The organism is Acidovorax sp. JHL-3, assembly GCF_000526295.1.
Classification (GTDB): Bacteria; Pseudomonadota; Gammaproteobacteria; order Burkholderiales; family Burkholderiaceae_C; genus Acidovorax; species Acidovorax defluvii.
Genome location: NZ_JAFU01000004.1, coordinates 497,054 through 512,035 on the forward strand (window position 1 = coordinate 497,054; position 14,982 = coordinate 512,035).

Annotated in this window: 14 protein-coding genes; 11 read left to right on the plus strand and 3 right to left on the minus strand. The window is 65.3% G+C overall.

Annotation, left to right across the window (positions count from 1 at the left end):
* Positions 1 to 117 precede the first annotated feature (117 nt).
* Positions 118 to 978, minus strand: a complete 861-nt coding sequence (gene xdhC / locus K226_RS0117650) for a xanthine dehydrogenase accessory protein XdhC (RefSeq protein WP_081739465.1) — start codon at positions 976 to 978, stop codon at positions 118 to 120.
* 139 nt (positions 979 to 1,117) lie between these two features.
* On the opposite strand from xdhC, the gene K226_RS0117655 reads away from it, so the two are divergent.
* Positions 1,118 to 1,585: a hypothetical protein gene (locus tag K226_RS0117655; RefSeq protein ID WP_024816049.1), complete on the plus strand. Its 468-nt coding sequence runs from the start codon at positions 1,118 to 1,120 to the stop codon at positions 1,583 to 1,585.
* A 136-nt stretch (positions 1,586 to 1,721) separates the two neighbouring features.
* Here the strand turns inward: K226_RS0117655 and uraH are convergent, their stop codons facing one another.
* On the minus strand, positions 1,722 to 2,072 hold the full coding sequence (uraH, locus tag K226_RS0117660) for a hydroxyisourate hydrolase (RefSeq protein ID WP_024816050.1): 351 nt from the start codon (positions 2,070 to 2,072) through the stop codon (positions 1,722 to 1,724).
* A gap of 91 nt (positions 2,073 to 2,163) precedes the next feature.
* Here uraH and K226_RS19955 point away from each other — a divergent pair, with 91 nt between their 5' ends.
* The 10 genes from K226_RS19955 to K226_RS0117715 all read left to right on the plus strand — a co-directional run bounded on the left by K226_RS19955 (position 2,164) and on the right by K226_RS0117715 (position 14,163).
* Complete coding sequence (locus K226_RS19955; protein ID WP_155886581.1) at positions 2,164 to 2,319, plus strand: hypothetical protein; 156 nt, start codon at positions 2,164 to 2,166, stop codon at positions 2,317 to 2,319.
* A gap of 33 nt (positions 2,320 to 2,352) precedes the next feature.
* Positions 2,353 to 3,303 (plus strand): allantoinase PuuE, encoded by a 951-nt coding sequence (gene puuE, locus K226_RS0117670; RefSeq protein ID WP_024816052.1) that lies wholly within the window; start codon positions 2,353 to 2,355, stop codon positions 3,301 to 3,303.
* A gap of 64 nt (positions 3,304 to 3,367) precedes the next feature.
* Complete coding sequence (uraD, locus tag K226_RS0117675; RefSeq protein WP_024816053.1) at positions 3,368 to 5,146, plus strand: 2-oxo-4-hydroxy-4-carboxy-5-ureidoimidazoline decarboxylase; 1,779 nt, start codon at positions 3,368 to 3,370, stop codon at positions 5,144 to 5,146.
* Positions 5,143 to 6,387: an ArgE/DapE family deacylase gene (locus K226_RS0117680; RefSeq protein ID WP_024816054.1), complete on the plus strand. Its 1,245-nt coding sequence runs from the start codon at positions 5,143 to 5,145 to the stop codon at positions 6,385 to 6,387. The genes uraD and K226_RS0117680 overlap by 4 nt, the downstream gene beginning before the upstream one ends.
* A gap of 447 nt (positions 6,388 to 6,834) precedes the next feature.
* Positions 6,835 to 9,141: an NADP-dependent malic enzyme gene (locus tag K226_RS0117690; RefSeq protein ID WP_024816056.1), complete on the plus strand. Its 2,307-nt coding sequence runs from the start codon at positions 6,835 to 6,837 to the stop codon at positions 9,139 to 9,141.
* Positions 9,142 to 9,406: 265 nt separating this feature from the next.
* Entirely contained in the window at positions 9,407 to 10,438 is a 1,032-nt protein-coding gene (locus tag K226_RS0117695; RefSeq protein ID WP_024816057.1) for an ABC transporter substrate-binding protein, read from the plus strand.
* Positions 10,439 to 10,681: 243 nt separating this feature from the next.
* Positions 10,682 to 11,518, plus strand: coding sequence for an ABC transporter ATP-binding protein (locus K226_RS0117700; RefSeq protein WP_024816058.1), 837 nt, complete (start codon positions 10,682 to 10,684; stop codon positions 11,516 to 11,518).
* A gap of 23 nt (positions 11,519 to 11,541) precedes the next feature.
* Entirely contained in the window at positions 11,542 to 12,309 is a 768-nt protein-coding gene (locus K226_RS0117705) for an ABC transporter permease (protein ID WP_024816059.1), read from the plus strand.
* A gap of 103 nt (positions 12,310 to 12,412) precedes the next feature.
* Positions 12,413 to 13,210, plus strand: a complete 798-nt coding sequence (otnI, locus tag K226_RS0117710) for a 2-oxo-tetronate isomerase (RefSeq protein ID WP_024816060.1) — start codon at positions 12,413 to 12,415, stop codon at positions 13,208 to 13,210.
* A 122-nt stretch (positions 13,211 to 13,332) separates the two neighbouring features.
* Positions 13,333 to 14,163, plus strand: a complete 831-nt coding sequence (locus tag K226_RS0117715; protein ID WP_024816061.1) for an urease accessory protein UreD — start codon at positions 13,333 to 13,335, stop codon at positions 14,161 to 14,163.
* A 30-nt stretch (positions 14,164 to 14,193) separates the two neighbouring features.
* Here K226_RS0117715 and urtE read toward each other — a convergent pair whose 3' ends face one another.
* A complete protein-coding gene (urtE, locus tag K226_RS0117720) occupies positions 14,194 to 14,886 on the minus strand; it encodes an urea ABC transporter ATP-binding subunit UrtE (RefSeq protein WP_024816062.1) in 693 nt (230 codons plus the stop codon).
* Positions 14,887 to 14,982 lie beyond the last annotated feature (96 nt).

Sequence of the window (14,982 nt, forward strand, 5' to 3'; positions counted from 1 at the left end):
ACTGCCGGGGCACCGCTGCGACCCACCATTCTCACGTTTCGGCACAAAGTGTATGCAGGAACTGTTCCTGGTCAGCGCACACACCACCGAAGCCCGGTGGCCCAGCTGCGGCAGGCATTACCCAGGATGCGGGTGCATGGCTGTTACCGACGCTTGCAATTTTTCCAGGGCTGGCGCCGCGTACAGGGTTTGCAGCAGCTGTGCGGCCACTGCCACCGCAATCACCTCGGGCGCTTTGCCGTGTATGCCCGGCACACCGATCGGGCAGGTCACCTGCGCCAGATCGTGCGGCATGAAACCCCGCCCCTGCAGCCGGTTCGCAAACGTGGCCCACTTGGTCTTGCTGCCGATAAGACCGATAAACGGCAGATCGCCCTGCTCGCGCTGGCGGCGCAGGCAGGCAGCCACCACGTCCAGGTCTTCGGCGTGGCTGAAGCTCATGATGAGCACGCGGCTGCCAGGGGCCAGCCGGGGCACGGCCAGCTGCACTGGTTCAGAGTGTTCACACCGCACGCCCTCGGGTGCAGGATCTGGAAAAACCCCGTCGCGGCTGTCGATCCAGGTCAGGGCAAACGGCAGCGGCGCCAGCACGCGCGCCAATGCATGGCCTACATGCCCACCACCAAACAAGGCCACAGGGTAGAGCGCTGGCGCCAGGCGCTGCTGAAGGCTTTGCGCATGCTGCGCCCCGACCAACTCAAACCCCAGGTGCATCACGCCCCCGCAGCACTGCCCCAGGGCCGGGCCGAGTGCGTAGCGCTGCCGCGGCGCACCGGCAAGCCCGCTCAGCCGAAGCCGCGCCTGGGCAATGGCCTGGTGTTCGATATGCCCCCCGCCGATAGTGCCCACCAGACTGTTGGCAAAAACAGCCATCCAGGCCCCCACTTCCCGCGGAGCAGAGCCTTGTGTAGACTCGACGGTCACCAGACAGGCCGGGGCGGCCTTCAGGCTCTCCAGCAATAACAGCAGATCAGTCACAACCAACTTTCAGTATGTTCACGGCACACCATGCACTGCTCGCATGGACCGTGCCCACCAGCATAGCGACCGCACCATGCCACCCACTTCGCACCAACGTTCTTCCCGAACCGGCCGCCACTGGTTGCTGGCTGGACTTATGGCGGCCGTGGGTGCCATCGTTGCGGCCTGCAAATCTGCCCCGGAAGCCCCGCCGCCACCTCCCGACAGCCGCATGCCCAGCACCAACGCAGGGCAGGCACCGGGCAGATCGGCGTTGCCCAGCCCCTCGGCGGCCATCAGCGCGCGCGCCTATCGCCGCGACGCGGCAACCCACGTGTACAACCTGAACCCCCAGCGGGTTTTCAAGGGCAAGCTGCCGCCCATGCTGTACGCCATTGGCGTGCTGGAAGTAGCCATTGACCGCAGTGGCCACGTCACCAAGCTGCACTGGATGCGCGCACCGCGCCATGCGCCGGAAGTGGTTGCCGAGATCGAGCGCACCGTGCGCGCCGCGGCCCCGTTTCCGGTGCCTGCACGCATGGGCCGGGTCGTCTACACCGATACCTGGCTGTGGGACAAAAGTGGGCATTTTCAGCTGGACACCCTGACCGAAGGACAGCTCTGAGAACGTCTTGGCGCCCTGGCACGCCGCGCTCACAAAAACAGAGCTGCTGACGCCTGCGTTTTATAGGTTTCAAGCACTTTCTTGGCACAAATCACCGCCGATAAAGCGCGATAAGCTCCTTTTTCAGGAGCACTCCTCACGATCCTCTGTACGTGGAATAGCTCCACGGGCTCACCAGCAACGGCACGTGGTAGTGCTGGTCGGCATTCGCGATACCAAAATCCAGGCTCACACGGTCGAGAAAGTTGGGTTCTGGCAACACCACGCCCCGGGCCTTGAAATAAGCCGCCACATCGAACGTGAGGCGGTAGGTGCCCTTGCGCAGGCTGGCGTTGTCAAACAGCGGCGCATCGGTGCGGCCATCGTGGTTGAGCACCAGGCGCTGGAGCAGCGTGGCCTCGTCACCCTGGGTGGAAAACAGCGACACCGCCATGCCGGCCGCAGGGCAGCCGTGCATGGTGTCCAGAACGTGGGTGCTCAAGCCCATGGTGAAATCTCCTGAAGGTGGATGGCCGCAAACGGGCCGTGTGGTGCCCAAAGTGTATGCACTGTGCACCGTTCAACCTATCATCCGGTCCATGTTTTCGTCGCCTGCCAGCGCCCTCGCCGAGGCCTTGGCGCGTGCCGGCGCCCTCCAGCGCCGACGCCCCAATGCCGGGCTGGCCTGTCATTTGCTTGCCAAGGCTGTGCCCACCGACGCCCCGCTGCCATCTGGCGGCTGCGCTGTCCGCTGACAGACCCTGCACCCGTGACTCTTGCTGCACTCCATGATCTACGACACCACCCTGCCCTACCCGCGTGACCTGATTGGCTATGGTCAGAACCCGCCCCACGCGCAATGGCCGGGCGGCGCCCGCATTGCCGTGCAATTTGTGCTGAACTACGAAGAAGGCGGCGAAAACGCCGTGCTGCATGGCGATGCCGGTAGCGAGCAGTTTTTGTCGGAAATGTTCAACCCCGCCAGCTACCCCGAGCGGCACATGAGCATGGAGGGCATCTACGAATACGGCGCGCGTGCGGGCGTGTGGCGCATCCTGCGCGAGTTTGAAAAGCGCAAATTGCCGCTGACGGTGTTTGGTGTGTCGAATGCCCTGCAGCGCCACCCCGACCTGACGCGGGCGTTTGTGGAGCTGGGGCACGAGATCGCCTGCCACGGCCTCAAATGGATTCACTACCAGCACATCCCCGAAGCGGTGGAGCGCGCGCACATGCAGGAGGCGATGGACATCCTCCAGCGCATGACCGGCCAAAGGGCTCTGGGCTGGTACACCGGCCGCGACAGCCCCAACACCCGCCGCCTGGTGGCCGACTTTGGCGGCTTTGAATACGACAGCGATTACTACGGCGACGACCTGCCCTTCTGGATGAAGGTGCGCAAAACCGATGGCAGCGAGGTGCCCCAGCTCATCGTGCCCTACACACTCGACTGCAACGACATGCGCTTTGCGCTGCCCCAGGGCTACTCGCACGCCGACCCGTTTTATCAGTACCTGAAAGACACCTTCGACGCGCTGTACGCCGAGGGCGACCCCGCCGGCGACAACGCCCCCAAGATGATGAGCATTGGCATGCACTGCCGCCTGCTGGGCCGCCCGGGGCGCATCACGGCGCTGCAGCGTTTTCTGGACCACATCGCACAGCGCGACAAGGTGTGGGTGGCCCGCCGCATCGACATCGCGCGCCACTGGGCGCAGCGGTTTCCCGCACCAAAATTTTGAGTCAAATCAGCCTCTGGCGCTTATCCCATAAGCGCAAGCAGCTCACTTTATTGAAGCACGCACCATGCCCCTGACCCTGGAACAACTGAACACCGCCAGCGCCGCCGAGGCGTTGCAACTGCTGGACGGTGTGTATGAACATTCGCCCTGGATTGCCGAGCAAGCCCTCGCGCAGCGGCCGTTTCGCTCGCTGGCGCACCTCAAGCACGCCATGGCCCATGCCGTGCGCACGGCCAGCACCGACGCGCAACTCGGCCTGATCCGTGCCCACCCCGAGCTGGCAGGCAAGGCCATGGTGGCGCAAAGCCTGACGGCCGAATCGACGCACGAGCAATCGAAGGCGGGCCTCACGCAGTGCACGCCCGACGAGTTTGCGCGCATTCAGCAGCTCAACGCCGACTACAACGCGCGCTTCGGCTTCCCGTTCATCCTGGCGGTGCGCGGGCCACGCGGCACGGGGCTGAGCAAACAGCAGATCATCGACACCTTTGCGCGGCGGCTGGACAACCACGCGGACTTCGAGCGCGCCGAGGCCCTGCGCAACATCCACCGCATTGCCGAGATCCGCCTGAACGACAAGTTGGGTGCCGAGCCCTTGCTGGGCAACGACGTGTGGGACTGGCACGAACAACTCGCCGAGCACTCCGACCCCGGCTTTGCCGAAAAGGGCCAGCTCACCGTGACCTACCTCACCGACGCGCACCGTGCCTGTGCACAGCGCATCAGCCACTGGATGCGCGAATGCGGCTTTGACGCGGTGGAGATGGACGCCGTGGGCAACGTGGTGGGCCGCTACCACCCGGCGGCCCCCGGCGCACGCTACCTCATGACGGGCAGCCATTACGACACCGTGCGCAACGGCGGCAAATACGACGGGCGCCTGGGTATCTTCGTGCCCATGGCCTGTGTGCGCGAGCTGCACCGCGCGGGCCGCCGCCTGCCGTTTGGCATCGAGGTGGTGGCGTTTGCCGAAGAGGAAGGCCAGCGCTACAAAGCCACCTTTCTGGGCTCGGGCGCGCTCATCGGGCACTTCAACCCGGCCTGGCTGGACCAGAAGGACGCCGACGGCATCACCATGCGCGCGGCCATGCACAACGCAGGCCTGTGCATTGACGACATTGCCACGCTGCAGCGCGACCCGGCACAGTACCTGGGCTTCATTGAAGTCCATATCGAGCAAGGCCCGGTGCTCAACGAGCTGGACCTGCCCCTGGGCGTAGTCACCTCCATCAACGGCGGCGTGCGTTTTGTCGGCGAGATGATCGGTACCGCCAGCCACGCCGGCACCACGCCCATGGACCGCCGCCGCGATGCCGCCGTTGCCGTGGCAGAGCTGGCGCTGTACATCGAGCAGCGCGCCGCACAGGACGGCGATTCAGTGGGCACCATCGGGCAGCTGAACGTGCCGTGCGGCTCCATCAACGTGGTGCCGGGGCGCTGCCTTTTTTCATTGGACCTGCGCGCCCCCACCGACTCGCAGCGCGATGCGCTGGTGCGCGATGTGCTCGAACAGCTCGCCCAGATTGCCGCGCGGCGGGGCCTGCGCTACACACTGGAAGAGTCCATGCGCGCAGCGGCCGCCCCCAGCGCACCCGCCTGGCAACACCATTGGGAGCGCGCGGTGGACCACCTGGGCCTGCCTGTGTTCCGCATGCCCAGCGGGGCCGGGCACGACGCCATGAAGCTCCATGAAATCCTGCCGCAGGCCATGCTGTTTGTGCGCGGAGAAAACTCAGGCATCAGCCACAACCCGCTCGAATCCACCACCAACAACGACATGCAACTGGCCGTGGACGCCTTCTCCCAGGTGCTGCACCAGCTTGCCGAGGAGCCCCGCCCATGACCACCCCCACGCAGGCCTCTTACACCGCCCTGGACGCCTGGATCGACCAGCACTTTGACGAGGAAGTGCGCTTTTTGCAGGCCCTGGTGCGCGTGCCCACCGACACGCCCCCCGGCAACAACGCGCCGCATGCAGAGCGCACTGCCGAGCTGCTGAAAGACTTTGGCTTTGACGCCGAAAAACACGCCGTTCCCGCCGCCGATGTGCAGGCCTATGGCATGGAATCCATCACCAACCTGATCGTGCGCCGCCCCTACGGCCAGGGCGGCAAAACCATCGCCCTGAACGCGCACGGCGACGTGGTGCCGCCCGGCGAAGGCTGGACGCACGACCCCTATGGCGCCGAAATTGTGGACGGCAAGATGTACGGCCGCGCCACCGCCGTGAGCAAGAGCGACTTTGCCAGCTTCACCTTTGCCGTGCGCGCGCTCGAAGCCGTGGCCCAGCCCACACGCGGTGCGGTGGAGTTGCACTTCACCTACGACGAAGAGTTTGGCGGCGAACTGGGCCCCGGCTGGCTGCTGCAAAAGGGGCTTACCAAGCCCGACCTGATGATCGCGGCGGGCTTCTCGTACGAAGTGGTCACCGCCCACAACGGCTGCCTGCAGATGGAAGTGACCGTACACGGCAAGATGGCCCATGCTGCCGTGCCGCACACGGGGGTGGATGCGCTGCAGGGCGCCGTGCACATCCTCAATGCACTGTATGCGCAGAACGATGGGTACAAGAAAGTCACGTCCAAGGTCGAAGGCATTCAGCACCCCTACCTCAACGTGGGCCGCATCGAGGGCGGCACCAACACCAACGTGGTGCCCGGCAAGGTGATGTTCAAGCTCGACCGCCGCATGATCCCCGAGGAGAACCCGGTGGAGGTGGAAGCCACCATCCGCCGCGTGATCGAGCAGGCAGCGGCCGAGCGTGCGGGCATCAGCGTCAACATCAAGCGCCTGCTGCTGGCCAATGCCATGACACCGCTGGCCGGCAACCAGCCGCTGGTCGATGCCATCCAGAAGCACGCGCTGGCGGTGACGGGCGAACCCGTGCCCGCCGTGGGCACGCCGCTGTACACCGATGTGCGGCTGTATGTGGAGCGCGGCATTCCCGGCGTGATTTATGGCGCCGGCCCACGCACGGTGCTCGAATCACACGCCAAGCGGGCCGATGAGCGGCTGGACCTGGAAGACCTGCGCCGCGCCACCAAGGTCATCGCGCGGGCGCTGAGTGATTTGCTTGCGGGCTGATTGGGGGTCTTTTATCGCTCTGGCGCTTTGGTAACAAGCGCGGGCAGCTATTACTTTTATAGCTATCGCTGTACCTGGCTTGTCAGCGGGGGCCGGGAGCCTGCGCCCAAACCAGGCGCACCGCCCGCTCACTCCTCAAATCCAGTATCCTCCTGCCCTCGATCTCGGCTGTGGCCCTGAACGTTTTCTTCCATGGCGCCAGCCGCGACACCTCCGCCGCTGTCCCCGCCGCACGCCAGGCCGACGCCCACTCGCGTCCCCCTGCCCGCTGCCGGAGAAACTGCCACAGCCTGCGTGGCATCGCCACCCTGACCGCCCGGGGTACCGGGCTACCGGGGAACCTGGGGGTCTGGCTTTGTGCCGCACGCGCACCAACCGACCTGCCAGCCACCCACGCCATCGGGTACCGTTGTTTTGCATTCCGCCGAGGACTTCCAGGATTTCCGTATGACCCAGAACATTTCCGCCGCCGAGCAGGCCCTGCGCGATGCTGCGCGCGAATACCACCGCAACCCCAGCCGGGGCAAGATTTCGGTGAACCCCACCAAGCCTCTGTCCAACCAGCGCGACCTGTCGCTGGCGTATTCGCCCGGCGTGGCCTACCCGTGCCTGGACATCCAGGCCGACCCGACCAAGGCGTTCGACTTCACCTCACGCGGCAACCTGGTGGCCGTGATCACCAACGGCACTGCCGTGCTGGGCCTGGGCGACATCGGCCCGCTGGCGGCCAAGCCGGTGATGGAGGGCAAGGGCTGCCTGTTCAAGAAATTTGCCGGCGTCGATGTGTTCGACATCGAACTGGCCGAGCGTGACCCCGACAAGCTCATCGACATCATCGCGGCGCTGGAGCCCACGCTGGGCGGCATCAACCTTGAAGACATCAAGGCGCCCGAGTGCTTCTACATCGAGCGCGAGCTGAGTAAGCGCATGAACATTCCGGTGTTCCATGACGACCAGCATGGCACGGCCATCATCTCCAGCGCCGCGCTGCTCAACGGCCTGGAGCTGGTGGGCAAGGACATCGGCGCCGTCAAGATCGCGGTGTCGGGCGCCGGTGCCGCCGCCATTGCCTGTGTGGGCGTGATGGTGGGACTGGGCGTGAAGGTGGAGAACATCTTCATGTGCGACTCCAAGGGCGTGATCTACGAAGGCCGCCCCGGCGGCTATGACGAGTCCAAGGCCCGCTACGCCCGGCAGACCGATGCGCGCACGCTGGCCGATGCCGTCAATGGCGCCGACGTGTTCCTGGGCTGCTCGGCCCCTGGCGTGCTCACGGCCGAGATGGTCAAGACGATGGCCGCCAAGCCCATCATCCTGGCGCTGGCCAACCCCGAGCCCGAAATCCGCCCCGAGCTGGCCAAGGCCGTGCGGCCGGACTGCATCATCGCCACGGGCCGCTCGGACTACCCGAACCAGGTCAACAACGTGCTGTGCTTCCCCTACATCTTCCGGGGCGCACTCGACTGCGGCGCCACCAAGATCACCGAAGCCATGAAGCTGGCCTGCGTGCGCCAGATTGCCGACCTGGCCAAGGCCGACATCAGCGAAGAAGTGGCCAGCGCCTACGCGGGCAAAGAGCTGACCTTTGGCCCCGACTACCTCATCCCCACGCCTTTTGACTCGCGCCTGATCCTCAAGATCGCGCCCGCCGTGGCTCAGGCTGCGGCAGATTCCGGCGTGGCCACGCGCCCCATCACCGACATGGAGGCCTACAAGGAGACCCTGTCGCGCTTCGTGTACCAGACCGGCATGCTGATGCGCCCCGTGATCATGGCGGCCAAGGCCCTGCCCGACGCGCAAAAGCGCGTGGCGTATGCCGATGGCGAAGACGAGCGCGCGCTGCGCGCTGCGCAGATGGCCATTGACGACAAGATCGCCGTGCCCATCCTCATCGGCCGCCCCGCCGTGATTGCGGCCCGCATCGCCAAGGCCGGCCTGCGCATGCAGCTGGGCAAGGATGTGGAGGTGTGCAACCCCGAGGACGACCCGCGTTTTCGCCAGTATTGGGAGCACTACCACCAGCTCATGAAGCGCAATGGCGCGTCCATCGAAGTGGCCAAGGCCGCCGTGCGCCGGTCCAACACCATCATCGCCTCGCTGATGGTGACGCTGGGCGACGCCGACGCCATGATCTGCGGCCTGGTGGGCACCTACGAGACGCACCTGGAGCGCATCCACAGCATCATTGGCCGCCAGGCGGACGCGCGCGACTACGCCACGCTCAATGCGCTGATGACCAACCGGGGCACGCTCTTCATTGCCGACACCTATGTGAATGAAGACCCCACGGCCCAGCAGCTGGCCGACATCGCCTGGATGTCGGTGCAAGAGGTGCAACGCTTTGGCATTCCACCCAAGGTGGCGTTCCTGTCGCATTCGAGCTACGGCTCGTCCAAGCGCGCATCGGCCAAGAAGATGCGCCTGGCACGCGACCTGTTTGTGGCCGCCCACCCGGAGATCGAATGCGACGGCGAGCTGCATGGTGACGCGGCGCTGGAGCCCAACATCCGCAACGCCTACATGGCGGACTCCACCCTGACGGACTCGGCCAACCTGCTGATCTGCCCCAACCTGGATGCGGCCAACATCCTCTACAACGTGCTCAAAACCACCACCAGTGGCGGCGTCACGGTGGGCCCCATCCTCATGGGCGCAGCCGCCACGGCCTACATCCTGACCCCGGCCGCCACGGTGCGCCGGGTGCTCAACATGACGGCACTGGCCGTGGCCAGCGCGGCAGCGCGCCCCAAGTAAGGGCAAGCGCCAAGGGCGTCGGTAAGGGCGCCGACAAGGGCGTCGGCAAGCGCCAAGGGCGCCCTGCAGTCCAGGGCGGTGCAGGCACGCAGGGTTTCGCCCCCAGTCGGGAAACCCTGCATGCCCCCATGCACCACTTCGGGGAACAATGGCTTCGTGCCTGGCTCTGCTGCGGCGAAAGCGGGCATTGATTTTGCTGAGTACATGGCCACACGGCCGTGAAGACGGCACCTTTCAACGCCTTTCCCCGACAGGAGCCCTCCCCATGAAGAAGCGATCTTTCCTGCAGTCCGCCGCACTGCTGGCCGCTGTCAGCACGTTCTCGCTGGCACAAGCGCAAACGCTTACCCCCATCAAGTTCCAGCTCGACTGGCGTTTTGAAGGCCCCGCCGCCCTGTTCCTGCAGCCCGTGGCCAAGGGCCACTTCAAGGCCGCCGGCCTGGACGTGACGGTGGACGCCGGCAACGGCTCGGGCGGCGCCGTGCAGCGCGTGGCCTCGGGCAGCTACGACATGGGGTTTGCCGACCTGGCCGCCGTGATGGAGTTCCACGCCAACAACCCCGACGCACAAAACAAGCCCGTGGCGGTGATGATGGTCTACAACAACACGCCCGCATCGGTGATGGCGCTCAAGAAGAGCGGCATCACCAAGCCCGCCGACCTTGCCGGTAAAAAGCTGGGCGCACCCGTGTTCGACGCCGGCCGCCGCGCGTTCCCGATCTTCCAAAAGGCCAACGGTATCGGCCCCGTGCAGTGGACCGCCATGGACCCGCCGCTGCGCGAAACCATGCTGGTGCGCGGCGACGTGGACGCCATCACCGGCTTCACCTTCACCTCGCTGCTCAACCTGGAAGCCCGTGGAGCCAAGGCCTCCGATGTGTTGGTGCTGCCCTATGCCGACTTCGGCGTGAAGCTGTATGGCAACGTGGTCATCGCGTCGCCGAAGCTGATCAAGGAGAACCCGGCTGCCATCAAGGCCTTCCTCTCGGCCTTCACCAAGGGCGCGAAGGAGGTGATTGCCAACCCGGCTGCCGCCATCGAACACGTCAAGGCGCGCGATGGCATCGTGAACGTGCCACTCGAAACCCGCCGCCTGCAACTGGCCATCGACACCGTCATCAACAGCCCCGATGCACGCGCCGAAGGCTTTGGCCAGGCCCAACCCGGCCGCCTGGCGCTAATGGCGTCCCAGGTGTCGGATGCGTTCAACACCAAGACGCGCGTCAATGCCGACCATGTGTGGAACGCCAGTTTTCTGCCAAGCGCGGCCGAGCTGAACATCCTGCCGAAGAAATGAAACACCCCCTGAGTCGCTTTGCGCCTTCCCCCTCTCTCAACTCGCTACGCGAGTCGGGAGGGGGACGCCCCCAGTGCACGCAAGCGAAGCGCCGCCTACGCGGCATGGCGGCCCTTGCACGGGGGCGCTGGCTTGGGCCGCGCCAGTTTCGTGCGGTGTTGGGTGGCGCGCAGCGCTGTGGATAACTGAAATGCACGGGCCGCACACGCGGTCCTGTGCGCAACCTCTTTTTACGGACCCCTGATGCAGGCTGCCGATTCCTATTTTGTGGACTTCCGCGATGTCTGGCTCGCCTACAACGACGAGCTGCGCGCGCAAAACCAGTTTGCCGTCGAGGCCATCCACCTGCAGGTCCGGCAAGGCGAATTCATCGCCATCGTCGGTCCCTCGGGCTGTGGCAAATCCACCTTCATGAAGCTGGCCACCGGCCTGAAGATGCCGTCGATGGGCAAGATCCTCATCGACGGCCAGCCCGTGACGGGGCCGCTCAAGGTCTCGGGCATGGCGTTTCAGGCACCTTCGCTGCTGCCCTGGCGCACCACGGTAGACAACGTACTGCTGCCCCTCGAAATCGTCGAGCCCTACCGCAGCAATTTCAAGCAAAAGCGCAAGGAATACGAAGAGCGCGCCCGCAAGCTGCTGCAAAAAGTAGGGCTGGCGGGCTATGAAGACAAGTTTCCGTGGCAGCTGTCGGGCGGCATGCAGCAGCGCGCCAGCATCTGCCGCGCGCTCATCCACGAGCCCAAGATGCTGCTGCTCGACGAGCCCTTTGGCGCGCTGGATGCCTTCACGCGCGAGGAGCTGTGGTGCATCCTGCGCGACCTCTGGACCGAGCAGAAATTCAACGTGATTCTGGTCACGCACGACCTGCGCGAGTCGGTCTTTCTGGCCGACACCGTGTATGTGATGAGCAAGAGCCCCGGCCGCTTTGTGGTGAAGAAAGAGATCGAGCTGCCGCGCCCGCGCGAGCTGGAGATCACCTACACCAAAGAGTTCACCGACATCGTGCATGAGCTGCGCGGCCACATCGGCGCCCTGCGCCAGGGTGCAGGCAAAGCTGGCGCCCCCATCCCGCAGTAACCACCCATCGACACACAAGCACCATGCACAAAAAAACCGCAGAACGCTGGTCCCCCTGGATCCTGCTGGGCGCCATCGTCGTGCTGTGGCAGATCATCTGCTCGGCCTTCAATGTCTCGGAGTTCATCTTCCCCAGCCCCTGGGCCATCGGCACGCAGCTGGTCGAGTTTGGCGGTGTGATTGCCGCCCACGCCTGGCGCACCTATTGGGTCACGATGGCGGGCTTTGGCATTGCCATCGTCGTGGGCGTGTTGCTGGGTTTTGTGATTGGCAGCTCGCGCCTGGCCTATGCGGCCGTGTACCCGCTGATGACGGCCTTCAACGCATTGCCCAAGGCCGCCTTCGTGCCCATCCTCGTGGTGTGGTTCGGCATTGGCGTGGGGCCAGCCATCCTTACCGCCTTCCTCATCAGCTTCTTTCCGATCATGGTGAACATCGCCACCGGCCTTGCCACACTGGAGCCCGAGCTCGAAGACGTGCTGCGCGTGCTGGGCGCCAAGCGCTGGGATGTGCTGACCAAGGTGGGGTTGCCGCGCTCCATGCCCTACTTTTTTGGCTCGCTCAAGGTGGCGATCACGCTGGCGTTTGTGGGCACCACGGTGTCCGAGATGACAGCGGCCAACGAAGGCATTGGCTACCTGCTCATCAGCGCGGGCTCGTCCATGCAGATGGGCCTGGCGTTTGCGGGCCTGATGGTGGTGGGCGCCATGGCCATGGCCATGTACGAACTGTTCAGCGTGATTGAAAAGCACACCACCGGCTGGGCACACCGGGGCTCGCAGGGCGAGTGACACAGGCGGTGACAATGCACCCGGGGCGCCACTGGCGCCTTTTGTCATCCACCCGACGCCCTCCAGGCCGGCCCTGCACCACCGCAGCCTGAAAGACATTTGCATGCCCCGTTTTGCCGCCAACCTGTCCATGCTCTACAACGATGTGGACTTTATCAACCGCTTTGCCGCTGCCGCCCGTGATGGCTTCAAGGGCGTGGAGTTTCTCTTTCCCTACGCCTACCCGGCGCACGACCTGGCCACGCGTCTGCAGGCCAATGGCTTGCAACAGGTGCTGTTCAACGCCCCGCCGGGCAACTGGGATGCGGGCGAGCGCGGCCTGGCCTGCCTGCCCGGGCGCGAGGCGGAGTTTCGCGACAGCATTGCCCAGGCCCTTGCATACGCTTGCGCGCTGCAATGCCCCCGCATCCACGTCATGGCTGGCGTGGTGCCGCAGGGCGCTGACACATCCACCGTGCGCGCCAGCTACATCGCCAACGTGCGCCACGCGGCAGAGCAGGCTGCCCCGCACGGCATCCACATCCTGCTCGAACCCATCAACCACCGCGACATGCCCGGCTACTTCCTGAACCGCCAGGACCAGGCCCATGCGCTGATCGCCGAGATCGGCGCGGCCAACGTCAAGGTGCAGATGGACCTGTACCACGCGCAAATCACCGAGGGCGACCTGGCCATGAAAATCCGCCAGTACATCCCCACGGGCCAGGTGGGCCACTTTCAGATTGCGGGCGTGCCCGAGCGCCACGAGCCCGATGTGGGCGAGGTGCACTACCCCTATCTGTTCACACTGCTGGACAGCCTGGGCTATGGTGGCTGGATTGGCTGCGAATACCGCCCGGCACGCGGCGCTGCGCCCCACGCCACATCGGACGGGCTGGGCTGGCTCCAACCCTGGCTGTAGGCATTGCCGTCGCCAGATGGTTTGGGCACGCCGCTTTGGGTGCATGCACTGTGATCAAAACGAGCCCCTGCAGCCTGTCTGCCAACCCTGATCAGCTATTTTTTCAATAGCAAACAACTCTTATGCCCTGGCACGCAAGCTTGCAACTGGACTACACCCTGGAAGGCCCCCGCACGGTCGCCCGCCATGCGCACAACGGCCCGCTGCGCATTCTGCAAAGCCTGTACCCCGAGGGCGATGCGGTGTGCCACAACGTGCTGGTGCACCCACCCGGCGGCCTGGTGGGCGGCGACACGCTGGACATCTCAGCCACGGTGGGCCCTGGTGCGCATGGCCTCGTCACCACACCGGGGGCCACCCGCTTTTACCGGTCTACCGGCGAACGGGCCCTGCAACGCACGCACCTCACCCTGGCCGAGGGTGCGCGGCTGGAGTGGTTGCCACTGGAGGCGCTTTGCTACAACGCCTGCAATGCCGAGAACCACCTCACGCTGAACCTCGCCCCTGGCGCCGAGTGCATGGGCTGGGATGTGACCGCACTGGGCCTGCCGCATGCCGGGCAGCCCTTTGATACCGGGCGCTTTGTGCAGCACATCGAAGCGCCCGGCCGGTGGCTGGAGCGCGGCGTGATCGACGCGGCCGATCACCGCCTGCTGGAGAGCCCGCTGGGTCTGGCCGGACAGCGCTGCATGGCCAGCCTGTTCTTTGTGGTGGGCACCCCGCTGGAACGCGCCCGGCGCGACACCGCCCTGGACGCCGCCCGCGCCGTCATGGATGCCCACGCGCTCAAGGCCACCGCAGGCGCCACCAGCCCCAACGGCCAGGTGCTGGTGGTGCGTGCGCTGGCCCCGCAGGTGGAGCCCGCCATGCAACTGCTCCAGCAGGTTCGGGCCGCATGGCGCGCAGCGCTGTGGCAGCTGGATGCCGAGCCACCACGCATCTGGGCCATGTAGGCTGGAGCAGGCCTGGAATGGGGCCCATCTTCAGATCGCCACCAGGTTGCGGATGCCCTTGGTTTGCATCTCACTACCCGCGCCGCGTGCGATGACCTCGCCACGCTCCATCACCAGGTAGTCGTCGGCCAGCTCCTGCGCAAAGTCGTAGTACTGCTCGCACAACAGGATGGCCATTTCTCCCCTGTCGGCCAACATGCGGATCACACGGCCGATGTCTTTGATGATGCTGGGCTGGATGCCCTCGGTGGGCTCGTCCAGGATGAGCAGGCGCGGGCCGGGGGCCAAGGCGCGCGCGATGGCCAACTGCTGCTGTTGCCCACCCGAGAGGTCGCCGCCGCGGCGCTTGAGCATTTGTTTGAGCACGGGGAACAGCTCGTACAGGTGTGGCGGCACGGGCGTGGAGCCGCTTTTGTAGGCCAGGCCCATGCGCAGGTTTTCTTCCACCGTGAGGCGGCCGAAGATTTCGCGGCCCTGGGGGACGAAGCCGATGCCTGCGCGGGCGCGGTCGTAAGGCTTGGCCTGATCGATGGGTTTGCCGTCGAACGTGATGGCGCCACTTTTGATGGGGACGAGGCCCATGAGGCTTTTGAGCAGCGTGGTCTTGCCCACGCCGTTGCGACCGAGCAGGACGGTGACTTTGCCGGGGGCAGCGGTGAGGCTCACGTCGCGCAGGATGTGGGAGCCGCCATAGTACTGGTTGATGTTTTGGACGGTGAGCATGGTGGTTTTTTGAGTATTTTTGGCCTCTAGCGCTTATTCAGAAAGCGCTGGCAGCTATAAATTTGGAAGCATTCGGCATGCTTGTGCTGAGTGGCG